Annotated in this window: 23 protein-coding genes; 13 read left to right on the top strand and 10 right to left on the bottom strand. The window is 62.5% G+C overall.

The genetic code is table 11. From position 1 onward, the window contains the following. Positions 1 to 92: 92 nt before the first annotated feature. From lptC to ptsN, 6 genes are all read left to right on the top strand, one after another. Positions 93 to 761, top strand: a complete 669-nt coding sequence (gene lptC, locus FA04_RS00115; RefSeq protein WP_034797447.1) for an LPS export ABC transporter periplasmic protein LptC — start codon at positions 93 to 95, stop codon at positions 759 to 761. Between the two features lie 15 nt (positions 762 to 776). Then, entirely contained in the window at positions 777 to 1,337 is a 561-nt protein-coding gene (locus FA04_RS00110) for an LptA/OstA family protein (protein ID WP_034797449.1), read from the top strand. Between the two features lie 12 nt (positions 1,338 to 1,349). Continuing rightward, positions 1,350 to 2,168 (top strand): LPS export ABC transporter ATP-binding protein, encoded by an 819-nt coding sequence (gene lptB / locus FA04_RS00105; RefSeq protein ID WP_034797451.1) that lies wholly within the window; start codon positions 1,350 to 1,352, stop codon positions 2,166 to 2,168. A 146-nt stretch (positions 2,169 to 2,314) separates the two neighbouring features. After that, positions 2,315 to 3,853 carry an RNA polymerase factor sigma-54 gene (rpoN, locus tag FA04_RS00100; protein WP_034797453.1) on the top strand — a complete coding sequence of 513 codons (1,539 nt, stop codon included), beginning with the start codon at positions 2,315 to 2,317 and terminating at the stop codon, positions 3,851 to 3,853. A gap of 223 nt (positions 3,854 to 4,076) precedes the next feature. Then, positions 4,077 to 4,649 (top strand): ribosome hibernation-promoting factor, HPF/YfiA family, encoded by a 573-nt coding sequence (gene hpf, locus FA04_RS00095; protein WP_034797455.1) that lies wholly within the window; start codon positions 4,077 to 4,079, stop codon positions 4,647 to 4,649. Between the two features lie 172 nt (positions 4,650 to 4,821). Continuing rightward, positions 4,822 to 5,286 (top strand): PTS IIA-like nitrogen regulatory protein PtsN, encoded by a 465-nt coding sequence (ptsN, locus tag FA04_RS00090; RefSeq protein WP_034797457.1) that lies wholly within the window; start codon positions 4,822 to 4,824, stop codon positions 5,284 to 5,286. A 54-nt stretch (positions 5,287 to 5,340) separates the two neighbouring features. Here ptsN and FA04_RS00085 read toward each other — a convergent pair whose 3' ends face one another. Next, entirely contained in the window at positions 5,341 to 6,153 is an 813-nt protein-coding gene (locus tag FA04_RS00085; protein ID WP_034797460.1) for a helix-turn-helix transcriptional regulator, read from the bottom strand. A 150-nt stretch (positions 6,154 to 6,303) separates the two neighbouring features. Between FA04_RS00085 and FA04_RS00080 the strand changes: the two genes are divergently transcribed. Together FA04_RS00080 and FA04_RS00075 are read left to right on the top strand one after the other, a co-directional pair. Beyond that, positions 6,304 to 7,071 carry an SDR family NAD(P)-dependent oxidoreductase gene (locus tag FA04_RS00080; protein ID WP_034797461.1) on the top strand — a complete coding sequence of 256 codons (768 nt, stop codon included), beginning with the start codon at positions 6,304 to 6,306 and terminating at the stop codon, positions 7,069 to 7,071. An 11-nt stretch (positions 7,072 to 7,082) separates the two neighbouring features. Then, positions 7,083 to 8,318 carry a D-arabinono-1,4-lactone oxidase gene (locus FA04_RS00075; protein WP_034797463.1) on the top strand — a complete coding sequence of 412 codons (1,236 nt, stop codon included), beginning with the start codon at positions 7,083 to 7,085 and terminating at the stop codon, positions 8,316 to 8,318. Between the two features lie 94 nt (positions 8,319 to 8,412). On the opposite strand, the gene grpE is transcribed toward FA04_RS00075, so the two are convergent. After that, positions 8,413 to 9,021 (bottom strand): nucleotide exchange factor GrpE, encoded by a 609-nt coding sequence (gene grpE / locus FA04_RS00070; protein WP_034797465.1) that lies wholly within the window; start codon positions 9,019 to 9,021, stop codon positions 8,413 to 8,415. A gap of 262 nt (positions 9,022 to 9,283) precedes the next feature. Further along, positions 9,284 to 10,363: a heat-inducible transcriptional repressor HrcA gene (gene hrcA, locus FA04_RS00065; RefSeq protein WP_034797467.1), complete on the bottom strand. Its 1,080-nt coding sequence runs from the start codon at positions 10,361 to 10,363 to the stop codon at positions 9,284 to 9,286. Between the two features lie 262 nt (positions 10,364 to 10,625). Between hrcA and rph the strand changes: the two genes are divergently transcribed. The 4 genes from rph (at position 10,626) to hemW (ending at position 13,685) form a co-directional block, all read left to right on the top strand. Continuing rightward, positions 10,626 to 11,345: a ribonuclease PH gene (gene rph, locus FA04_RS00060; RefSeq protein ID WP_034797469.1), complete on the top strand. Its 720-nt coding sequence runs from the start codon at positions 10,626 to 10,628 to the stop codon at positions 11,343 to 11,345. A gap of 15 nt (positions 11,346 to 11,360) precedes the next feature. Next, a complete protein-coding gene (locus FA04_RS00055; protein ID WP_034797471.1) occupies positions 11,361 to 11,756 on the top strand; it encodes a VOC family protein in 396 nt (131 codons plus the stop codon). Positions 11,757 to 11,773: 17 nt separating this feature from the next. Then, on the top strand, positions 11,774 to 12,418 hold the full coding sequence (gene rdgB, locus FA04_RS00050; RefSeq protein ID WP_034797474.1) for an RdgB/HAM1 family non-canonical purine NTP pyrophosphatase: 645 nt from the start codon (positions 11,774 to 11,776) through the stop codon (positions 12,416 to 12,418). 82 nt (positions 12,419 to 12,500) lie between these two features. Then, the gene (hemW, locus tag FA04_RS00045) at positions 12,501 to 13,685 is read left to right on the top strand and encodes a radical SAM family heme chaperone HemW (protein WP_034797476.1); all 1,185 of its coding nucleotides are present in this window, start codon (positions 12,501 to 12,503) and stop codon (positions 13,683 to 13,685) included. A 28-nt stretch (positions 13,686 to 13,713) separates the two neighbouring features. Here hemW and FA04_RS00040 read toward each other — a convergent pair whose 3' ends face one another. From FA04_RS00040 to FA04_RS00015, 6 genes are all read right to left on the bottom strand, one after another. Further along, positions 13,714 to 14,328, bottom strand: a complete 615-nt coding sequence (locus FA04_RS00040) for a glutathione S-transferase family protein (protein ID WP_034797478.1) — start codon at positions 14,326 to 14,328, stop codon at positions 13,714 to 13,716. A 107-nt stretch (positions 14,329 to 14,435) separates the two neighbouring features. Further along, on the bottom strand, positions 14,436 to 14,807 hold the full coding sequence (locus FA04_RS00035) for a DUF1801 domain-containing protein (RefSeq protein WP_051659372.1): 372 nt from the start codon (positions 14,805 to 14,807) through the stop codon (positions 14,436 to 14,438). 27 nt (positions 14,808 to 14,834) lie between these two features. Then, entirely contained in the window at positions 14,835 to 15,230 is a 396-nt protein-coding gene (locus FA04_RS00030; RefSeq protein ID WP_034797480.1) for a DoxX family protein, read from the bottom strand. Positions 15,231 to 15,317: 87 nt separating this feature from the next. Then, positions 15,318 to 16,589 carry an RNA polymerase sigma factor gene (locus tag FA04_RS00025; RefSeq protein WP_034797482.1) on the bottom strand — a complete coding sequence of 424 codons (1,272 nt, stop codon included), beginning with the start codon at positions 16,587 to 16,589 and terminating at the stop codon, positions 15,318 to 15,320. Continuing rightward, entirely contained in the window at positions 16,586 to 16,960 is a 375-nt protein-coding gene (locus tag FA04_RS00020; RefSeq protein WP_034797485.1) for a YciI family protein, read from the bottom strand. Before FA04_RS00020 ends, FA04_RS00025 begins: the two co-directional genes overlap by 4 nt. Before the next feature lie 122 nt (positions 16,961 to 17,082). Then, positions 17,083 to 18,042 (bottom strand): DMT family transporter, encoded by a 960-nt coding sequence (locus FA04_RS00015; protein ID WP_234798723.1) that lies wholly within the window; start codon positions 18,040 to 18,042, stop codon positions 17,083 to 17,085. Between the two features lie 134 nt (positions 18,043 to 18,176). On the opposite strand from FA04_RS00015, the gene gcvA reads away from it, so the two are divergent. Further along, complete coding sequence (gene gcvA, locus FA04_RS00010) at positions 18,177 to 19,121, top strand: transcriptional regulator GcvA (protein WP_051659373.1); 945 nt, start codon at positions 18,177 to 18,179, stop codon at positions 19,119 to 19,121. Between the two features lie 51 nt (positions 19,122 to 19,172). Here the strand turns inward: gcvA and dnaA are convergent, their stop codons facing one another. After that, positions 19,173 to 20,618 (bottom strand): chromosomal replication initiator protein DnaA, encoded by a 1,446-nt coding sequence (gene dnaA, locus FA04_RS00005; protein WP_034797490.1) that lies wholly within the window; start codon positions 20,616 to 20,618, stop codon positions 19,173 to 19,175. Positions 20,619 to 21,761: the final 1,143 nt, after the last annotated feature.

Raw genomic sequence — 21,761 nt, 5'->3', positions numbered from 1 at the left:
AATATCCATATTTGCGACGACTTACACCAATGTATGTAAATGACCCCCACGTTGGGTCAGCGACAAAAGCAGTAGAACCGACAGGCCCTTCCATGTTGAACCACGCGCCAGCCCCGGGCATCTTTGCCGATACGGGTGCGAGCTCCGCCGACGCCTATGCGCTCGCCGCACGGCATTCCGCGCGCGTGCGCCGCCTGAAGATCATCCTGCCGATCATCGCCGGCGTCATTGCCGTCATTTTTGCCGCCGTGTCCTTCGTGCGCGCGTTCATGCCCGTCGACCTGCAGATCGAGACCGCGACGATCGAGGACGGCAAGATCGTCATGAAGAATCCGGCGATCTCCGGTCGCAACAAGCAGGGCATCAGCTACTCGATGAAGGCCCAGCGGGCGCTTCAGGATATCGCCAACCCCGACATCATCACGCTGCAGACGATCCATGCAGAAATGCCGATGAAGGATTCGATGATAGCGACCGTCGACGCCACCAACGGCATCTATGATCGCGGCGCCAATACGCTCGACATGAACGCCCCGTTCACCATTTCCGTCAATAATGGCATCAACGCCGACTTCCAGTCGGCCTATCTGGACATCAATGCCGGCGAGATGGAAACGAAGCAGCCCGTTGCGATCAGCATGAAGGGTGGTTCGATCATTGCGCAGACGCTGCGAATGACGGATAAGGGACGTATTGTAATTTTCGAGGGTATGGTGAGGGTGAACGTCGAGCCCGCCGCCATCCGCAAAAACGCGAAATAGGACCCGGTGCACTCCATGTCGGTCACAACCGCATCATTTTTCAAGATTTCCGCCAGCCTGGCCATTGCCGGAGCGGGCGCTTTGATTATTGCCTCCGGCGCTTTTGCGCAGGCCACGTCGAGCAAGATGAAGGGCCTTGAGCTGTCCAACGACAAGCCGATCCAGATCGAGAGCGACAAGCTCGAAATCAAGGACCCGGAAAGCAAGGCGATTTTCACCGGCAACGTCAAGGTCGTGCAGGGCACGACGACGCTGCAGGCCGGCAATATGGTCGTCTTCTACAAGTCCGGCGGCGGCTCGGTTTCGAGCGGCGACGCCGACATCGACCGTATCGAGGTCAGCGAAAAGGTGTTCCTGAGCTCCGGCACGCAGCAGGCGACGGCCGATACCGGCTCGTTCGACATGACCAAGCAGGTCTTCGTTCTCAAGGGCGACAAGGTCGTTCTCTCCGAAGGCAAGAACGTCTTCGTCGGCTGCCAGCTTAACGTCCAGATGGAAACCGGTGAGGCCCAGCTCGAAGCCTGCGGCGGCCGCGTGCAGATCCAGCTCGACCCGAAGTCCCGCAAGACGAACTGACGTAGACCGCTCGTGCAACTTCCCTTCCTCCACAAGCGCAAACGCGTCCGCAAGCCGTCGGCGACCACTGCGGTCGCTTCCGGCCATGCGGTCGATAAGGCGCGCTATGACGGCACCCTGATTGCCCGCGGACTGACCAAGGCCTATCGCGAGCGTCGGGTCGTCAACGGCGTGTCGCTGGTGGTGCGGCGCGGCGAGGCCGTGGGCCTGCTCGGGCCGAACGGCGCCGGCAAGACCACCTGCTTCTACATGATCACCGGCCTCGTCCCCGTCGACGAGGGTTCGATAGAGATCAACGGCAATGACGTGACGACCATGCCGATGTACCGGCGTGCACGCCTCGGCGTCGGCTACCTGCCGCAGGAAGCGTCGATCTTCCGCGGGCTGACGGTCGAGGAGAACATCCGCGCCGTGCTCGAAGTTCACGACAAGAACCTGGAGCGGCGCGAAAGCAAGCTCAACGACCTGCTCGGCGAGTTCAACATCACGCATCTGCGCAAGTCGCCGGCGATCGCGCTTTCCGGCGGCGAACGCCGCCGTCTCGAAATCGCCCGCGCGCTTGCTACCGACCCGACCTTCATGCTGCTCGACGAGCCCTTTGCCGGCGTCGACCCGATCTCGGTCGCCGACATCCAGGCGCTTGTCCGGCACCTGACCTCGCGCGGCATCGGCGTGCTGATCACCGACCACAATGTCCGCGAGACGCTCGGCCTCATCGATCGCGCCTACATTATCCATGCCGGCGAAGTGCTGACGCATGGTCGCGCCAACGACATTGTCACCAATCCTGACGTGCGTCGGCTCTATCTCGGCGACAATTTCAGCCTCTGAGACCGCCTCGCGGGCGGTTCCGCCCGCGAACGCGCTTGACCAAACCTTTCCGATAAGCAATTTTTGGGCCAATTAAGAAAAGGGCCCGACCGGCGACCGGAGAAGCACCGCGGCCCCTGGAGATTTCTCGGGAGTTTCGCGTCAGCATGGCCCTGTCCGCCAGCCTTCATCTGCGCCAGTCCCAGTCTCTGGTGATGACGCCACAGCTCATGCAGTCGATCCAGCTGCTGCAGATGACGCATCTTGAGCTCAACCAGTTCATCGCACAGGAAGTCGAAAAGAACCCGCTGCTCGAATTTCAGGCAAATGACGATCAGGTCGCCCCGGAGCAGGGCGAGATGGCCGGCGGAGACGAGAGAGGCGGAAGCGACGACGGCGGCGGCCAGGCGGATCTCTATGACAGCGCCACGTCGCAAAGCGGCGAGCGGCTCGACGACCAGCTCGATGCCGATTTCGCCAATGTCTTCCAGGACGACACCACGCCGCAACGCGCCGATGCGCCGGAACTGCTTGGCCAGTGGAAATCGATGCCCGGCGGCGGCGAGGGCGAAGATTACGACCTCGACGATTTCGTCGCCGGCCGCAAGAGCCTGCGCGAAACGCTCCTGGAGCAATTGCCCTTCGCGCTGCCGGCTCCTTCCGATCGACTGATCGCGCAGCATCTCATCGATCTGCTCGACGACGCCGGCTACCTGCAGGCGGACCTCGGCGAGGTCGGCGAACGGCTGGGTGCCGCCCATGCCGATGTCCTCAGGGTGCTGCTGACGCTGCAGCAGTTCGATCCGCCCGGTGTATTTGCCCGCTCGCTCGGCGAGTGTCTCGCCATCCAGCTGCGCGCCCGCGACCGGCTCGATCCGGCGATGGAGGCGCTGCTTGCCAATCTCGAACTCCTGGCGCGGCGTGATTTCGCGACGCTGAAGAAGATCTGCGGCGTCGACGAGGAAGACCTGATCGACATGCTGGCGGAAATCCGCAAGCTCGACCCGAAGCCCGGCACCAGCTTCGAGACCAGCGTCAGCGAGGCGATCGTGCCCGATATCGTCGTGCGGGCAGCGCCCGACGGCTCATGGATGGTCGAACTCAATCCGGATGCGCTGCCGCGCGTTCTGGTCAACCAGGACTACTTCGCTTTGGTGTCACGCGGCACACAGAAAAACAGCGCCGACCAGGCCTTCCTCAACGAATGCCTGCAAAATGCCAACTGGCTGACGCGCAGCCTCGATCAGCGCGCCCGCACGATCATGAAGGTCGCCACCGAGATCGTGCGCCAGCAGGACGCGTTCCTCGTCAACGGCATCGGGCACCTCAGGCCGCTGAACCTCAAGACCGTCGCCGACGCCATCAAGATGCATGAATCGACCGTCAGCCGCGTCACCTCGAACAAGTACATGCTGACGCCGCGCGGGCTGTTTGAGCTCAAGTATTTCTTCACCGTCTCGATCGGCTCGGCCGAGGGTGGCGACAGCCATTCGGCGGAATCCGTGCGCCACAAGATCCGCACGCTGATCCACGAGGAGAGCACCGAGGCGGTGCTTTCTGACGACGACATCGTCGACGTCCTCAAGAAGGCCGGCATCGATATCGCGCGGCGCACGGTCGCCAAATACCGGGAAGCGATGAATATCCCCTCCTCCGTGCAGCGCCGGCGGGAGAAGCGCGCGCTCGCCAAGGCCGCCGGTTTCTGAGCACCGGAAGTTAAGGCGCATTAACTTTTTTGCGACCTTCGATTGACTCTCTCCGACACAGGCGATATGAGCCCGCCGCAATTGCCGGGGACTGCTCACCCCGGAAGCCTCCGGTGCGACCGGTGGCTGCGACAGAGGCGCGCTCGCAAGTCTGAAAGGCTTGGATGACGGGACCGCTTGGAATAGACTGGCTGCGCAAATCACGAACGAGAGAGGAAACTCCATGAGTGTGCGTGTATCCGGTAAACAGATGGAAATCGGCGATTCGTTCCGCGCCCGCATTGGCGAGCAGATCGAGCAGGCCGTTACCAAATATTTCGACGGAGGATATTCAAGCCAGGTCACTGTGGAAAAATCCGGGCCGCGCTTCAGCGCCGACTGCAAGCTTCATCTCGATACGGGCGTGGTAATGCAGGCGAACGGCCAGGCGAACGATCCACAGGCTGCGTTTGACGCGGCGTCGGATCGCATCGAAAAGCGTCTGCGTCGCTACAAGCGCAAGCTGAAGGATCACCACAACGGCAACGGACAGAACGCTGCCGAGGTGGCTTACACAGTGATGGATTCGGTGCCGTTCGAGGACGACGAAGTTCCCGAGGATTATGCGCCGACCATCGTGGCTGAGAGCTCGAAACAATTAAGGACGATGTCTGTCGCAAGCGCCGTGATGGCGCTCGACATGACGGACGAACCCGTCCTGATGTTCCGCACTCCCGGCAAGGCCGAACTGAATATCGTCTACAGGCGCAACGATGGAAATATTGGCTGGATCGATGCTGCCAATATCAAAGCATGAGCGAAAAAAGAGGGATGCCGGCGTGCCGGCGTCCCTCTCCCGCAACTCAGCGGCCAGGCCGGAAATGTGACTTTTCTGTGCATGGGATCCGCCATGACAAAGATGGTTAGAGCCATTGCGACGCATTTGTGATGATGTTGTCCGGCTCTAACCGGCGAACGAGGACAAAAGAATGGCATTGGCAGGTCTACTGCATCAAAATGCGATCATCCCGGCCATGAGGGCCAACTCGAAAAAACAGCTCCTTCAGGAATTGGCGGCAAAAGCTTCTAAGATCACCGGGGTTCCCGAGCGTGAAATCTTCGACGTGATCCTGCAGCGCGAGCGCCTTGGTTCCACCGGCGTCGGCAACGGCATCGCCATTCCGCACGGCAAGCTCAACAATCTCCCCTCGATCATCGGCATTTTCGCGCGTCTCGACACGCCCGTCGATTTCGAGGCGCTCGACGACCAGCCGGTCGATCTCGTATTCCTGCTGCTCGCTCCGGAAGGCGCCGGCGCGGACCACCTCAAAGCCCTGTCGCGTATCGCCCGCGTGCTTCGCGACCAGGACATGGTCGCCAAGATCCGCTCGAGCGATTCCGCCAGCGCGATCTACACGCTGCTCGACGACGACGCGACCTCGCACGCGGCCTGAGCTTGAACAACGGGGCGCATCCGGCAGGATGCGCACAGTCGCTCGAAGCCTGCTTCAGTAGAGCTGACGCCCGTTCAAATGATCAATGAAAATCCGGAACAGGGCACCCTGGCTCGAAATGCCGAGCCGGCGATAGATGTTCTTGCGGTGGATGCGAACCGTGCCCTCGGCGATGTTCATCACCTTGCCGATCGACAGGTTGCTGTGGCCCCTAAGGATGAGGCGCACGATGTTGCGCTGCTGCTTGGTCAGTAGATCTGAACACAGGCTTTCGAACGCCGCCTCCATCGCATCGTCGCCCTCCTCGGAGGGCGACGGCGCAATCGTCTGGCCCTGCTGGCGCCAGTTCGACCTGATGGCCTCGCGCACGATCGGCTCGTAGACGCGCAGCCTGGCCAGCTCCGTCTCGCTGAAAGGCTCGCCGCCGCGGCCGCGCATCAACGAGTAGGTCGCCTGCAGGCCACCATCGAGCGGGATGACGAAGCCCACCTCCTCGACGAGAACGCCGGATTCCATCGACACGCAGGGATGCACTTCCGCCGACGACGAGAAGTCGGACAGGAAGAACTGGTCCGGCGCAAGCTCGCGCATTCGCCAGAGCCCTGCCGGCTGGCCGGCACAACAGGCGACGTAAAAGGGATCGAGCAGGTAGGCGCCGCCGAGATAGGCGGAAAGCGCACTTGCCGACACCTTGGCCGTATAGCCGTCATGCAGGACGATCGGCCTTGCATCGTAAGGATAGGCAAACGCGACCGAGAGATCGAAGCCGGTGACCGATCGGAGCATCCGATCGAGCGCTCGGCCGAAATCTTCCGTGCCGATCAGGCCGATCATCGCCGAGATATCGACGGACTCGCTTGCGAGCATTCCCTTGTCATCCCCCAACCCTACGTATCCCCCATGGGATATCGACAGCCCCTCACTCGTCAACAATAATTCCAGGGGAGTGAGAAACCGGATCCGTCGCGGGTCGTCATCGGCGACCGCTGCGAAGGATGCGCCAAGGGGAGGATTACGATGGCAGGCAGGCTTTCAGGCAAGGTGGCGCTGATCAGCGGTGGCGCGGGAGGCTGCGGTCTTGCCGCATCCGAACTTTTCGCGCGCGAAGGCGCCAAGGTCGGCATCGTCGATCTGCCGCGCAGCAAAGGCGAAGAGGTGGCCGCCTCGATCCGCGCCAACGGCGGCGAGGCGATTTTTGCCCCGGCCGACGTCTCGGTGTCGGCCGAGGTGACGTCCGCCGTCAAGGCGGTTGAAGCGGCCCTCGGCGCCATCACCGTGCTTTTCAACCACGCCGGCATCCTCGCCGTCGGTCCCTTCCTCGAAACGGAGGAGGACGAGTGGGACCGGCTGATGGCGGTCAATGTGCGCAGCATGTTCCTGATGACCAAGGCGGTACTGCCAGGCATGCTTGCGGCCGGCGGCGGCAGCATTGTCTGCACCTCGTCGATTTCGGCCGTGGCCGCAACGCCGATGGAGGTGCTCTATGACACCACCAAGGGCGCCTGCCACATGTTCGCGCGCGCCATCGCCGTGGAATTCCGCGACCGCGGAATCCGCTGCAACGCCGTCTGCCCGGGCTTCATCGCCACCGACCACGGCAAGCGCGAGCTCGTCGGGCTCAGCAAATACGGCGTCGACGTTTCGGAAGCGGCGATCGCCGCGCAGCAGGGCCGCATGTGCGATCCGAAGGAAGTGGCGAACGCGGCATTGTTTCTGGCGAGTGACGAGGCGAGCTTCATCAACGGCACGCATCTGTTCGTCGACAATTGCTTCACCGCGGTTTGAGGGAGGGGAAAATGCTTCAGGCAGGTGGCCACTGGCGCAACTGGGTCGGAAACCAATCATGCATCGTGCGCCATCGCGGCGCGCCGGAGAGTGAGGCGGCACTTGCCGAAATGGTGCGCGAGGCAACCGCGCAAGGGCTGAACGTTCGCTGCGCCGGTTCCGGACATTCCTTCACGCCAGTGGCGCTTACCAGCGGGCTACAGCTGACACTCTCGAGCATGCAGGGCGTCGTCAACATCGACAGCACCCGCAAGCGCGTGGCGGTCAAGGCCGGCACCACTATCAACCAGCTCGGCAAGGTGCTGAAGGAGAACGGCCTGTCGCTGATCAACCAGGGCGATATCGACAGCCAGGCGCTAGCCGGCGCGCTGACGACCGGCACACATGGCACCGGCGCCAGGCTCGGCAACATGGCCTCGCAGATCGTCGGCATGCGGCTGGTTCAGCCCGACGGCAGCATCCTCGTGGTCGACGAGACCACGCCGGATCTGCTGGAGGCGGCGCGCGTCTCGGTCGGCATGCTCGGCGTGATCTCGGAGATCACATTACAGGCGATGGAAAGCTACAATCTCCATGAAAAGCTCTGGCGCTGCACCTTCGACGAAATGATCGAACAGCACGACGAGCTTGCCGCCAAGCACCGCCATTTCGGTTTCTTCTGGTGCCCGGTTCCGGAGAGCCGCCACTGCTACTGCCTGCCGGACACGGCCTCGGTGTCGACCACGGACAGGACCTCCGACGTCTGCGAGATGAAGGTGATCGACATCACCGAGGAAGCGCCGATGGAGCGCGGGTTCGAGAAGATCGCTTATTCCTCGGAGATCTACCCGATCGAATACGTGCCGAACTTCCACGAGCTCGAATATGCGGTGCCCGTCGCCCACGGCAAGGAAGCGGTAAAGGCGGTGCGCAAGCTGATGCTGGAAAAGCACCCGACCTGCATCTACCCGATCGAGTATCGCTTCACCGCCGGCGATACCGGCTGGATCAGCCCCTTCTTCGAGCAGGATTCGATCACGCTTTCGGTCTCGGGCGAACCCGGCACCGACTATTGGGAATATCTGAAGGACGTGGACACGATCCTCAGGCAGTACGGTTCGCGGCCGCACTGGGGCAAGCTGCATTTCCTCGGTGCCGAGGATGTGACGGCACTCTACCCCCGAGCGGGCGATTTCCGGGCACTGAGGGCCAAGGTCGATCCCGAGGGACGTTTCCTCAACGATCACCTGCAGCAACTGTTCGGATAGCGCCGGCGAACGAACGCACGCCGCTGCGCTCAGCCCAAACAAGAACGCCGCGCGAAGTTCGCGCGGCGTTCTTGTTGAATTCTGATCAGCAGGATCAGGCGGTCGGCGCGTCGCCGTTTTCGCCAGCGACGACCTTGGGGCCGCCCTTGGAAACGCCGACCATGGCCGGACGCAGGACGCGGTCGCCGATGGTGTAGCCGGCCTGGACGACCTGCAGCACCGTGTTGTTCGGCACATCCGCATTCGGGATTTCGAACATCGCCTGGTGGAAGTTCGGGTCGAACTTCTGGCCTTCCGGCTCCAGCTTCTTGACGCCGTGGCGCTCAAGCGCCGAGAGCATCGAGCGCTCGGTCATCTCCACGCCTTCGATCAGCGTGTTGAGACCGGCCTCACCGGCTTCCTTGGCTTCCGCGGGAATGGCATCGAGCGCGCGGCGCAGGTTGTCAGATACCGCCAGCATGTCGCGGGCAAAGCCAGCGACGGAGTAGGACTTGGCATCCTTGACGTCGCGTTCGGTGCGACGGCGCAGGTTGTCCATTTCGGCGGCAAGCCGAAGGTACTTGTCGCGCAGCTCGGCGCTTTCGGCCCGGGCGAGTTCCAACGGATCGGGCTCGGCAACGGCTGCTGCCTCGGCAGCGTCCGGTGCGGCGTCGAATACCTCGTCGGTGGCCTCGGGTCCGTGCTTGTTCGTATCGTCGGTCATGACGTTCTCCGCAGTGTCGTCTCTATTGTCCTTCGCATTTCCACGCCGCAAGCGCGAGCCTGCGTTTCAGCAAAAATGCTTAGGGACTGGATTTGAAGCCGATATCGAGGTTTGGGGCCGAAAAATCAAGGGTTCAATCGCGCTCCTACAGCGCCGCGCGTCTTATCAGACGCGCAAAGGTCGCTGTAGCACTTTGATTTGCTGCATGTCTTTGTCCTTCATCGAGATCGATCAATGAGACATGCAGCAACGAAAAGCGCCCTTAGCGCGAAAGCCGCGACATCAGCTGCGCGGTATAATCGACCATCGGAACGATGCGCGAGTAGTTGAGCCGCGTCGGCCCGATGACGCCGACGGCGCCGACGATGCGGTCCTCGCCATCGCGATAGGGCGCGACGATCAACGACGAGCCGGAAAGCGAAAACAGCTTGTTTTCCGAGCCTATGAATATCCGCACCCCAGGGCCGCTTTCGGCGAGATCGAGCAGCTCGATCATGCTGTCCTTCTTTTCGAGATCGTCGAACAGCATTCTGAGCCGGTCGATGTCCTCGGCACCCTCGAGGCCTTCGAGCAGGTTGGCGCGGCCGCGCACGATCAGGCGCGCCGGCTTCTCGTCGCCCTCGTTGCCCGACCAGATGGCGAGACCGCGCTCGACAAGATCCTGCGACAGCGCGTCGAGCTCGCCGCGCACCGTCAATTTCACCTTTTCGAGCTGCGCCCGCACCTCGGCGATCGTCTGTCCGGCGAGATGGGCGTTGAGGAAGTTCGCCGCTTCCGTGAGCTGCGAACTGGTGACGCCGGCCGGGAGCTCGATGATGCGGTTTTCCACCTGGTCATGTTCGCCGACGAGCACGGCCAGCGCCTTGGTCGGCGCCAGGCGGATGAACTCGACATGCTTCAGCACCGGATCGGCCTTGGCGGTGATGACGAGACCCGCGCCGCGCGACATGCCCGACAGCATCTGGCTCGCTTCGGTCAAAAGCGTATCGACCGGCTGGGTATGGTCGTCGCGCCGGACATGGCGGTCGATCGAGGCGCGATCTTCGGGCGATAGATTTCCGACCTGCATGAAGGCGTCGACGAAGAAGCGCAGGCCCGTCTGGGTCGGCAGGCGACCGGCACTGACATGCGGCGAATAGATGAGACCGAGATCTTCGAGATCGCTCATCACGTTGCGCACGGAGGCAGGCGACAGCGCCATTGGCAAAAGCCGCGACAGGTTGCGCGAGCCGAGCGGCTCGCCGCTCGTCAGATAGGTCTCCACGATGCGACGGAAGATTTCGCCCGAGCGCTCGTCGAGCGCCGCGGCGATTTCCTTTGCTCCGGGATTGCGCAGTACCATGTCACTCCACATATGCAGGCACATCCTGCCGTGGCCGGAATATAGTGTCCCTGCGGTCCGTTGGCAAAAGGGAAAAAACGGTCGAATGCCCGGCTTTCCACCGGATCCCTTTACCTCTGCCATGCTCTGCAGCGCCGCGCATCCTTGGACGCGCCAAAGGTCGCTGCAGCACCTTAAACTGCTGCATAATTTTGTCCCTAAATCGATTTCGATTTAGGGAATTATGCAGTAGAAGGCTCACGAGATACGATAGGAGTTGACGATGCGGCCATCCGGCAGAAAAACCGATCAAATGCGCAAGGTTTCTTTCGAGCGCAATTTTTCCAAGCATGCGGAAGGCTCCTGTCTGGTGCGGTTCGGCGACACGCATGTGCTGTGCACTGCAAGCCTTGAGGAAAAGGTTCCGGCCTGGCTGCGCAATGGCGGCAAGGGCTGGGTGACGGCGGAATACGGCATGCTGCCGCGCGCCACCGGCGAGCGCATGCGACGCGAGGCTGCCAGCGGCAAGCAGAGCGGCCGCACCCAGGAAATCCAGCGGCTGATCGGCCGGTCGCTGCGCGCCGTGGTCGATCTGCCGGCGCTCGGCGAACGCCAGATCTCGATCGACTGCGACGTCATCCAGGCCGATGGCGGCACGCGCACTGCCTCGATCACCGGCGCCTGGATCGCGCTCCACGACTGCCTGAAGTGGATGGAAGCCCGCAACATGGTCAAGGTCGAGAAGGTCCTGAAGGATCATGTCGCCGCCATTTCCTGCGGCATCTTCGCCAACCAGTCGGTAATCGATCTCGATTACCTCGAAGATTCCGCTGCCGAGACCGACGCCAACTTCGTCATGACCGGCTCCGGCGGCATCGTCGAGATCCAGGGCACGGCCGAAGGCAAGCCGTTCTCGGAAGAGGAATTCGCGAGCCTGATGGGCCTTGCCAAGACCGGCATTGCCGAACTGGTCGCGCTGCAGAAGCAGGCGATCGCCGGCTGAGGAAGGAACGTCAAGATGGCCCCGGCGCTGGAAGGCATTCTCGAGACCGCCCTTTACGTGGGTGATCTCGATGCCGCCGAGGCCTTCTACGGTGGCATTCTCGGGCTCGCAAAGATCACGCGTGCCGGCAACCGCCACGTCTTCTATCGCTGCGGACCGGGCGTGCTTCTGATTTTCAATCCGGCCGAAACGCTGAAGCCGCCGATCCCGCACGGCACGAGCGGCCAGGGCCACATGTGCTTCCGGGTTTCCGCCGCAGCGCTGGACGCCTGGAAGGCGAAACTGGAAGCGGCGGGCATCGCGATCGAAGCGGACACCCGCTGGCCGAACGGGGCGCGGTCCTTCTATTTCCGCGACCCGGCCGGCAACAGCCTTGAATGTGCGGAACCGGGCCTCTGGTCCATCGAATGAACACGAAACGAGACACCATGCGCAAACTGGACAACAAGACGCTGATCGTCGCCAGCCACAACGCCGGCAAGATCCGCGAAATCCGCGATCTCATCGGCCCGCTCGGCTTCGAGGCGAAGTCGGCCGCAGACCTCAACTTCATCGAGCCCGACGAGACCGGCACCACTTTCGAGGAGAACGCCGCGATCAAGGCGCTCGCCTCGGCCAAGGCCTCCGGCCTGCCGGCACTTTCGGACGATTCTGGTCTCGCGATCGACGCGCTCGATGGAGCGCCCGGCGTCTATACGGCCAACTGGGCCGAGCGCGAAGATGGCAGCCGCGACTTCGCCATGGCCATGCAGAAGGTCGAAGATGCGCTGCAGGAGAAAGGCGCCAAAACGCCTTCCGAGCGCACCGCCCGTTTCGTCTCGGTTCTTTGCCTTGCCTGGCCGGACGGTCATGTCGAGCTCTTCCGCGGCGAGGTCGAAGGTTTCGTCGTCTGGCCGCCGCGCGGCGGCCAGGGCTTCGGCTATGATCCGGTGTTCCAGCCCAAGGGCTACGAGACCACCTTCGGCGAGATGAGCGCCGACGAGAAACACGGCTGGAAGCCGGGTGACGAAGAGGCTCTGTCGCACCGCGCCCGCGCCTTCAAGATCTTTGCCGAGACCTGCCTCGGAGCCTGATCTGAGCGGGATGAGGAAAAGTGCGTGCGGTTTTCCGCCCGCATCCCGCTCTCTACTGAAAGTGACCATGAGAGACGCAATAATGCAAACTGCCACGCTATCGGCGATCGGTGACGGCATGGACCCCGGTTTCGGGGTCTACGTGCATTGGCCGTTCTGCGCGGCCAAGTGCCCCTATTGCGACTTCAACAGCCATGTGCGCCACCAGCCGGTGGACCAGCCGCGTTTCGTTGCAGCTTTCCTTAAGGAAATGGAAGAGGTGCGCGAACTCTCCGGCCCGCGCACGGTCACCAGCGTGTTCATGGGCGGCGGCACGCCGTCCTTGATGGAGCCGTCGACGGTCGATGCCATCCTCCAGGGCATCGCTCGCCATTGGCATGTGCCCGACGGCATCGAAATCACCATGGAGGCGAACCCGTCGAGCGTCGAAGCGACGCGTTTCCACGGCTACCGCGCTGCCGGTGTCAATCGCGTCTCGCTCGGCGTCCAGGCGCTGAACGACCGCGATCTGAAGTTCCTCGGACGGCTGCACAATGTCGAGGACGCGCTGAAGGCGATCCGGCTGGCGCGCGAGATCTTCCCGCGCATGTCCTTCGACCTGATCTATGCCCGTCCGAACCAGACGGTCGAAGAATGGGAGCATGAGCTGAAGGAAGCCGTCTCCTATGCGGTCGACCATCTGTCGCTCTACCAGCTGACGATCGAGGAGGGCACGCCCTTTTACGGCCTGCAGAAGGCCGGCAAGCTGATCGTGCCTGATGGCGAGCAGTCGGCAGTGCTTTACGAGGCGACGCAGGACATTACCGCCGCCATCGGCATGCCGGCCTACGAAGTTTCAAACCACGCCCGCCCGGGTGCCGAGAGCCGGCACAACCTCACCTATTGGCGCTACGGCGACTATGCCGGCATCGGCCCGGGCGCCCACGGGCGCCTGGGCATCGGCAATGGCAAGATCGCGACCTCTACGGAGCGCAAGCCGGAGGAATGGCTGCGGCTCGTCGAGACCCATGGTCACGGCATGATCGAGCGGGAATCCCTCGATCTCGAAGCACAGTCCGACGAGTTGTTGCTGATGGGTCTGCGCCTCAAGGAAGGCGTCGACTTGGCGCGATGGCAGACGCTGTCCGGCCGCGACCCGGACCCGGAGCGCGAGCAGTTCCTGATCGATCACGGCTTCATCGAGCGGCTGGGCAATTCGCGTCTGCGCTGCACGCCGGCCGGCATGCTGATCCTCGACGCCGTGGTCGCTGATCTCGCCTGCCCCTGAGGGCAGGCGGTCTTCGCCGGCTACAGACTCAATCGAACGTTTCACCTGACAGCGGCGTGGCCTGCATCGACGGCCGGCCTTCGAATGCATCGAACCAGCGGGTCAGCCTCGGACGGTTGCGAAACGACGGCAGGTAGCGAAACGCCATCCAGGACAGTGCCGTCGCCAGCGCGATCTGCCCGATATCCACGTCTTCCTCGGGCGATAACGTCTGCTCCAGCCAATCGTAGGTCACCTCGATCTTTTCTTCGTAGCCCTTGGCGAGTTCCGGATAGCGCAGATGTTCGGGGCGCCTCTCCCACTCCCAGCGCAAGCCGATCCCGGTCTGGGCAAGAACCTGCGCCACCGACTGCATGCGCAGCGCCCGCCATCGAGGTTCGCCGACCTCGGGGATCCGCTTGCGTCCCTCGTGCAGCGTATCGAGATAGGCGCAGATGACATCGCTGTCGAAGATCGGCTCTTCGCCCTCACGCAACAGCACCGGAACCTTGCCGAGCGGGTTTTCGGCATAGACCTCGTCGTTGCGCCGCGTTGGGCTCGTCTCGTGGTGGATGACTTTCAGCCGGTCGGCAAGGCCGATCTCGTGAGCAAAGACAAGCGCCTTGCGGGCGAAGGGAGAGTGGGTTTGATAGTAGAGGATCATGGCTGCCTCGCGGGATCTGGCGTGAATTCCTGTTCCCGTGAAGAGATATTGCATCGCAGCCGATAAAGGCGCTCTGTTTCTTCGGCCACGATGCAAGTTTGTTTCGTCTAGGCGGCTTTCATCGGATCGCCCTTCAGCCGGTTGAGCTCGATGCCCCTAGCCACCAGCCGGGCGACCTGAGCGTCGTCCACGTCATCGGTGGTGCGCAGGCGAATATAGGCCATGTCGCCCTTGCCGCCGCCCTTCTCCAGGCGTGCGTCGAGATCAAGCATCTCGGCGCCGCGCCAGAAACCGAAGGTCACGCAATCCTTTGCCCCCTTGAGCAGACAGACCGCGCCGCCGGCCTCATAGATGGGATGGCCCCATTTGACGGCGTCATTGAGCGCGCCTGTGGCCAGGAGGGCACCATGCAGGCGCTTCGCCACGTCGGCCGGGACACCGGAGAGGCCGGCAATGTAGTCGTTGACTTTTTTGGTCATGGTCGTCTTTCGAGCGCTCCGTTTCTGTCAGTTGCTGAAGGGAATGAGGGCGCGCAGCCGCGGATCCCGAAGCCAGAGGCCGCCCCAGGCGATCACGCCGAGATAGAAGCCGAAAAGCAGATGGGTGAAGAGCGGGCTGCCGGCCCGCAGATGCGTCGCCATCGCCCCGCCGAGATAGCCGGTGAGCAGAATGGCGCCGAGGATCGAGGTGCGCGGGATCACATAGAGCACCGTGCACAACAATGTGAGAATGCCGAGCAGCCGCGCCAGACCCTGGTCGGCGGAATAGCCGAGCGCGACCATGGTTTCGGTGACGACAGCAAGCGGCACAAGCTTGATGACGGCATCGAAAATCAGGAAGGCGACTAGCACGCCGCTGAGGAAGCGGCCGAGGATGATCGACTTTGCCGTTGGGGCGGGCATAACGAGGCTGGTGGTCACTGATTTCTCTCCTTGGATTTCGTTCTCGGTCCAAGGACGAAAGCGCATGAGGGATCCCGACAGGCACCGTCAGATTTTTCTTTCGGAGATCTCGATACCAGGCGTTTCATCGAGCTTGTCGAGCTGCATGCGGATGTAAGCGCATTCGGCCGCGTTGGTCGCAAGCGCAATCGCATGGTCGAAGGCCACACGCGCCTCGCGGACCTTGCCGAGCTGCTTCAGGAGATGGCCGCTCAAGCCATGGAAATAGAAATAGCCGGAGAGCTTTTCCGCCAAGGGCGCGATCATCGCCAGCGCGACTTCCGGCCCCTGACGCTTCGAAACCGCCACTGCGCGATTGAGCGTGATCACCGGAGAGGGCTGCAGCCGCTCGAGCGCCTGGTAGAGCAGGTCGATCTGCGCCCAGTCGGTCTCATCCGCACGCTCGGCGCGGGCATGCAGCGCCGCGATCGCCGCCTGGATCTGGTAGGCGCCCGGTTGGCGGTACTGCATCGCCCTGTCGATCAGCGCCAAGGCCTCGTCGATCAGCGAGCGGTCCCACAGGCTGCGGTCCTGGTCATCAAGCAGGATGACGGCGCCATCGGCGTCGAAGCGGGCGCGCGCCCGCGAATGCTGGATCATCATGAGCGCCGTCAGCCCCTTGATCTCCGGCTCGGCCGGGAAAAGCTGAAGCAGCAGGCGTCCGAGCCGGATCGCCTCCTGGCACAGGTCGGCCGAGACGCTTTCCGGGCCGTTCATCGCCGAATAGCCCTCGTTGAAGACGAGGTAGATCATCGTGGCGACGGCGGCGAGCCGATCTGACCGGTCGGCCGCATCCGGGGTCTCGAAGGCAAGGCCGGCGGCCGCGACACGCGACTTGGCCCGCGTGATCCGCTGTTCCATCGCCGCCTCGCTGACGAGGAAGGCGCGGGCGATCTGCTTGACCGAAAGGCCCGAGACGATGCGCAGCGCCAGCGCGATCTGCTGCGTTGCCGGCAGCGCCGGATTGCTGCAGACGAACAGCAGGCGAAGAATGTCGTCGCGATAGTGGGAGCCGTCGAGCTGGTCGGCGAGCGCGCCCTCCTGATCCTCGAGGTCGGAAAGAATTTCCTCCGGCGGCAGCGCCGTCTCGCGGGACTGGCGGCGCACCTTGTCGATGCCGCTGTTGCGGCCGACGAAGATCAGCCAGGCGGCGGGGTCGCGCGGCGGGCCGCTCTTCGGCCAGGTCTTCAAAGCCCGGATACAGGCCTCCTGAAACGCTTCTTCGGCAGTGTCGAGGTTGCGGAAATAGCGCAACAGCGCGCCCACGGCCTGCGGCCGGGCCGAAACGAGAGCGAGGTCTATCCAGGCTGTGTCTGTCATGAAGCAAGCTCACTGGGTTTGTAGATGGCAAGAGGACGGATTTCATAGGAGCCGGCGGCCGGATTGGCAGAACTCAGATCACGGGCGAACTCGAGCGCATCATCGAGAGACGCACAGTCGATGACATAGAAACCGAGCAGTTGCTCTTTCGTCTCGGCAAACGGGCCATCGATTACGATCGTCTCGCTGTGACTGTGCCGGAGCGTCGTCGCCGCCGTCGTCGGCATCAAGCGCGCCACCGGCCCAAGCCGGCCTGCCTCCGCATATTTGCTCTGTACGGCCAACAGATCATGCATGACTTTTTCGTCCTGCTCCTTGGTCCAGGCGTTCGTGACATCTTCTTGATTGTAGCAAAACACGGCGTAAAGCATCGGAACTCCAGCTCCTGAAACAAAGACGGTGGCGGCAAGCAATAGCCGACAACCCGGATGAAAAAAACAGGGCCGGTGGTGCTTTCGCCCACCGGCCCGCAATGCGTGCAAATCAGAAATGCTCAAGCGTTGTCGCGGCACTCTAACTTGGTGTCGATGGCCGGCCGGGAAAAGAGGCGCAGAAGCCGCCCGTCGATCGCCGCCAGACCGGCCGCGATCAAGGTCATGCCCAGGAAGTGCTTGAGTTCCAGCGTTTCGCCGAGGAACAAAGCGCCAAGCAGGATGGCGCTGACCGGGATCAGGAAGGTCACCAGCATCAGGTTTGTGACACCGGCCGTTTCCAGGATGCGGAAGAACAGGACGTAAGCGAGCGCCGTGGAAATCAGCGCGATGCCGACGATCGCCGCCCAGACGTCGAAGCCGGGTATGGGAAGCGTCCAGGGATGATCGATCAGCAGCGACAGCGGGACCAGCATGATGCTTGCGGCCGAGACCTGACCGGTCGCAGTCACGATCGGCACCACGCCCATGCGCTTGAAGCGGCGGGCAAAGACACCGGCGAGCGCATAGGAGAGCGCTGCGCCGAGCACGGCGACCTGGGCAAGCAGGTTCGAACCGAGCCCACCGAGCGCTGCCGGGCCAATCATCATCGCAACCCCGAGGAAGCCGACGACGACGCCTGCAAACCGGTTGGCTGTCAGCTTCTCGTCATCGGTCAGGAGATGCGCGACGATCACGCCGAACAGCGGCGTGGTGGCGTTGAGGATCGAGGCAAGGCCGCTTGCGATATGCGTCTGCCCCCAGACGATCAGCGAGAAGGGGATGAGATTGTTGAGCAGCCCCATCCCGAAGAAAGCCAACCACACGCGCGGGTCGCGCGGCATCGACAGTCCCATCAGTCGAACGAAGGCGAGCAGCGCGAGCGCCGCGAGACTGACGCGGAGCGCCACGATCGTGACCGGAGGCAACGCCTTGACGGCGACGCCGATGAAGAAGAAGGAGCCGCCCCACAGAATGGAGAGCAGGATCAACATGCCCCATTCCCGGGCGCCCATGACCTTGGCCTGCGTTGCTTGTGTCATTGCCTTAACCCTCGTTTGTTTGTCAGGCTAAACCGTGATGGCATCTACCATCTTGACTTTGTGCCATTATTCTCAGGATATTGAGCTTCGAACAAACGATCATTTCTCGCCACATGATTGAGTTTGGCTAAACCATGTCGACATACCTTCCTTCGCTTGCCTCGCTTCGCGCCTTCGAGGCCACCGCGCGACATCTAAGCGTTACCAAGGCCGCGCAAGAACTGAACGTGACGCCTGGCGCCGTCAGCCTGCAGGTGCGCGAACTGGAGCAGGCGTTAGCAGTGACGCTGTTTGAGCGCCGGCCGAGACAGTTGGCGCTGACGGAGGACGGCAGCACCTATTTCGCAACGCTCAGGCGCGCGTTCCGAATGATGCGCGAGGCGACCGAGGAACTGACGGCGCGCAAGCGTGCGCCGGTGCTGACGGTCAGCTGCACGCCCACCTTTGCCGCGCAGTGGCTGGTGCCGCGCATCGGCGCCTTCGAGTTACAGGTGCCCGGCATCGACGTGCGCATCAGCACCACCAATCGGCTGACCGACTTCAACAGCGATGGGGTCGACATCGCCATCCGTCATGGGCTTGGTCGCTATGACGGTCTTGTGAGCGAACGATTGATCGATGACGACCCGGTGCCGGTCCTTCACCCGGCACTACGCGCCAGGAACCCACTCGACATGCCGGGTGACCTTGCCGCGCATGTGCTCTTGCACGACGTCCACCGTCAGGATTGGAGGCTGTGGCTGGATGCGGCGGGCGCCGACGGGGTGGACGCCGGGCGAGGGCCGGTCTTCGTCAACAGCAACGGCGCGATCGAGGCGGCCAAGGCCGGCGACGGCGTTGCATTGGTGCGCCTGTCGCTGGTCACGCGCGAGCTTGCGGAGGGTGTGCTGGAAGCCCCCTTCCCTGAGGGCGTGATGACCGGGCTTGCCTACCATCTCGTCTACCCGCCGGCCGCACTCGACCGCCCGCCGGTCACGGCCTTTCGCGCCTGGATCATCGAACAGGCACGAGCCGAGCAGGGTGTGGGGAATGCGGTGACGAAGCGTCCGCCACGGCCGGCACTGAAAGCGGTCCGGTAAAATAAAAAAGCCCGGGCGAACCCGGGCTTTTTTTGCGGCAATGCGGCTCGACTATTCGTTGATCAGGCGCTTCAGCAGCTCGATCTCATGGCTGAGCTTGGTGTCGCCCGAGATCAACTCCTCGATCTTGCGCACGGCGTGCAGCACGGTCGTGTGGTCGCGTCCGCCGAAGCGACGGCCGATCTCCGGGAAGGAGCGCGGCGTCAGCGTCTTCGACAGATACATCGCGATCTGGCGCGGCTTGACGATGACACGGGTGCGGCGGTTGGAGACGAGCTCCTGGCGCGAGACGTTGTAGTGCTTGGCGACGACGCGCTGGATGTCCTCGATGCGCACGCGGCGGGGTTCGCCGGCGTTGACGAGGTGGCCGAGCAATTCATCGACGCGCTCGAGCGAGAGCTGCGGCTCGAAGGAGCGGCGGAACAGGAGCTGGTTGAAGGCACCTTCCAGTTCGCGGCCGCTGGCGGTCACGTTGCGTGCCACGTGGCTCAGGATCTCGCCGGGAATGTCGAGCGAACCGTCGTCCTGACGGGCCGTGTCCAGGCGGCGCTTCAGCATTTCCAGGCGCATGTCGTAGTCCGGGCCGTCCATCTCGATGGCGACGCCGCCCTGGAGACGCGAACGAACGCGGCTGTCGAGCGATTCCAGTTCCCACGGTGCGCGGTCGGCTGCGACGACGACCTGCTTGGCGGAATCGAGCAGCATGTTCAGCAGGTGGCAGAACTCATGCTGGATCGACTTGCCCTGCAGGAACTGCATGTCGTCGATGATCAGGAGATCGATGTTGCGCAGCGACTCCTTCAAGGACAGTGCGTCGTTGTCGCGGATCGCGGTGGCGAAACGCCACATGAAGTATTCGGCCGTCAGGTAGACGACGCGCGGCGCACGCGCGCTCTGCAGCGCCTGGATGGCAATCGCCTGCAGAAGGTGCGTCTTGCCGAGACCGACGCTCGAATGGATGAAGAGCGGGTTGAACCGCACCGCACCGGCGCCGGCTTCCGCAATCGTCCGGGCGGCGGCAAGCGCCACGCGGTTCGAGGAACCCTCGACGAAGTTTTCGAAATTGTAGCGCTGGTCGAGCGGCGAGCCGAAGAGCGGCGCCTGGGTCGGCCTCTGCATGCTTGCGACAGTCGCCGCGGCAACGGTTGCCACCGGCTGGGCTGCGGCCGGACGGCGCGCGGGCTGAGCCGGAGATGCTTCTGCCGCCTGCGGCAGCGCTTCTTCCTGGGTGGTCGGACGGGCGCCACGGGTTGCCGTGCGCACCAGGATCTCGATCTTCATGATCTCGCCGTCTTCCTGCTGGAAGATCGAGGTGATGAGGTCAAGATAACGGTTGTTGATCCAGGACTTCAGGAACGTGGTCGGCACCGAAAGGCGCACAACGCTCTTGGATACGGAATGGAGCTTCAGACGCCCAAACCAGCTTGCAAAGACATCCGGACCGACTTGAGCTTTGAGACGCGCACTTACCCGCTCGAACAGTGCGTCGTGCCTCATGTCGGTTTTTTCCCCCGCCGCCTGAGATAGATTGCTTCCGGCTTGAAATGCGTCTCCTTCTTTCTGAAGTGCGCCCGCCGTCACCAAATTCATCTGCATTTTGCCGCCTTCCAATTCATGTTCAGATGCCGTCATCGCTGCCGGCCTCATCTCTTATGTCCGTCGCCCGCGGCGCCCGTATGGGCCATGCCGCTTTCGCCGAACGTCACAGTCGCAGACGACGCCGGGCTCCTCATCTCCCGCCTCGCTGCGCGCTACGCGCACCCACCTGCCCTGCTGGGCCGGAGGATGTCCCCTCGCGCCTCTCGTCAACAATCCCTTCGACGCGCTCCCGCGCCGTACCGGATCCTCCTCCTCGTCAACAGCTCGTCGCACCCTCGTACGAAGCGATGAGCCGCGCGTTGGACCTTGGCCTCGCGTCGGGCGCCGCTTGCACCCTCCATCGAGGCCTCCTGCATCTTTCCTTTGTCGTAGCCGATCAAAGGGCAAGACAGGCAGCCGTCAAAGCGCCGCAGCGACCTCTAGGCGTCCGACCGGACGCAGGTGCTGCAGATGGCCGCCTCACAATCACAGGACGAAAGTTTCCCGTCCGGAGTGGTATGAACCATCCGGTTTTTTCACCTTCGACTTGTCTGATTGAACGACGCGGAGCCGCCCTGATACAAAGGACAGAAACATCGAAACCATTTCTTCGAAATGGCCTCTTTTGCTTCTTTTTACAGATGTGGTCCGTGTCCCCTGTGGAGGGCATTTAGGCAGGATCGATGGGCAAGATCAATCGCGATTTTTACGCAACCTTAAGCGCTGGCCGTTGACTCTCCGGCCGCCATTTGCTTGCCGCATTCCGAGTCCGAGAAGAATCCCTGTTGAATCAAGGGTTTTGATTTTTCGCTCTTTGCTTAGCTGGCGAAAAAGAAAAAAAATAAAAATTCGCTTGACTCAGAATGGGCCGAACGCCCCCCCAGTCAGAGACATCCTTTTGATAAGGACCTCTCACAAGCCATTGAAATAGTTATATAAATCTTGTCATCGCACTGACATAAGCCCAAGCCGCCAGATTAACCATCGCGATGACAGAAGTATGAATCCGAAAAGCCCGGCGCAAGGGCCGGGCTCTCGATTAACAGATTTTTCTTAGCCGGA

Source organism: Ensifer adhaerens, assembly GCF_000697965.2.
Taxonomy (GTDB): Bacteria; Pseudomonadota; Alphaproteobacteria; order Rhizobiales; family Rhizobiaceae; genus Ensifer; species Ensifer adhaerens.
This window is presented reverse-complemented; position numbering and strand designations above follow the sequence as displayed.

Coding starts and splice junctions, on each gene's coding strand:
- lptC (WP_034797447.1), top strand. CDS start 93: ATGTTGAACCACGCGCCAGCCCCGGGCATCTTTGCCGATACGGGTGCG.
- FA04_RS00110 (WP_034797449.1), top strand. CDS start 777: ATGTCGGTCACAACCGCATCATTTTTCAAGATTTCCGCCAGCCTGGCC.
- rpoN (WP_034797453.1), top strand. CDS start 2,315: ATGGCCCTGTCCGCCAGCCTTCATCTGCGCCAGTCCCAGTCTCTGGTG.
- hpf (WP_034797455.1), top strand. CDS start 4,077: ATGAGTGTGCGTGTATCCGGTAAACAGATGGAAATCGGCGATTCGTTC.
- ptsN (WP_034797457.1), top strand. CDS start 4,822: ATGGCATTGGCAGGTCTACTGCATCAAAATGCGATCATCCCGGCCATG.
- FA04_RS00085 (WP_034797460.1), bottom strand. CDS start 6,153: ATGCTCGCAAGCGAGTCCGTCGATATCTCGGCGATGATCGGCCTGATC.
- FA04_RS00080 (WP_034797461.1), top strand. CDS start 6,304: ATGGCAGGCAGGCTTTCAGGCAAGGTGGCGCTGATCAGCGGTGGCGCG.
- FA04_RS00075 (WP_034797463.1), top strand. CDS start 7,083: ATGCTTCAGGCAGGTGGCCACTGGCGCAACTGGGTCGGAAACCAATCA.
- grpE (WP_034797465.1), bottom strand. CDS start 9,021: ATGACCGACGATACGAACAAGCACGGACCCGAGGCCACCGACGAGGTA.
- hrcA (WP_034797467.1), bottom strand. CDS start 10,363: ATGGTACTGCGCAATCCCGGAGCAAAGGAAATCGCCGCGGCGCTCGAC.
- rph (WP_034797469.1), top strand. CDS start 10,626: ATGCGGCCATCCGGCAGAAAAACCGATCAAATGCGCAAGGTTTCTTTC.
- FA04_RS00055 (WP_034797471.1), top strand. CDS start 11,361: ATGGCCCCGGCGCTGGAAGGCATTCTCGAGACCGCCCTTTACGTGGGT.
- rdgB (WP_034797474.1), top strand. CDS start 11,774: ATGCGCAAACTGGACAACAAGACGCTGATCGTCGCCAGCCACAACGCC.
- hemW (WP_034797476.1), top strand. CDS start 12,501: ATGCAAACTGCCACGCTATCGGCGATCGGTGACGGCATGGACCCCGGT.
- FA04_RS00040 (WP_034797478.1), bottom strand. CDS start 14,328: ATGATCCTCTACTATCAAACCCACTCTCCCTTCGCCCGCAAGGCGCTT.
- FA04_RS00035 (WP_051659372.1), bottom strand. CDS start 14,807: ATGACCAAAAAAGTCAACGACTACATTGCCGGCCTCTCCGGTGTCCCG.
- FA04_RS00030 (WP_034797480.1), bottom strand. CDS start 15,230: ATGCCCGCCCCAACGGCAAAGTCGATCATCCTCGGCCGCTTCCTCAGC.
- FA04_RS00025 (WP_034797482.1), bottom strand. CDS start 16,589: ATGACAGACACAGCCTGGATAGACCTCGCTCTCGTTTCGGCCCGGCCG.
- FA04_RS00020 (WP_034797485.1), bottom strand. CDS start 16,960: ATGCTTTACGCCGTGTTTTGCTACAATCAAGAAGATGTCACGAACGCC.
- FA04_RS00015 (WP_234798723.1), bottom strand. CDS start 18,042: ATGACACAAGCAACGCAGGCCAAGGTCATGGGCGCCCGGGAATGGGGC.
- gcvA (WP_051659373.1), top strand. CDS start 18,177: ATGTCGACATACCTTCCTTCGCTTGCCTCGCTTCGCGCCTTCGAGGCC.
- dnaA (WP_034797490.1), bottom strand. CDS start 20,618: ATGAGGCACGACGCACTGTTCGAGCGGGTAAGTGCGCGTCTCAAAGCT.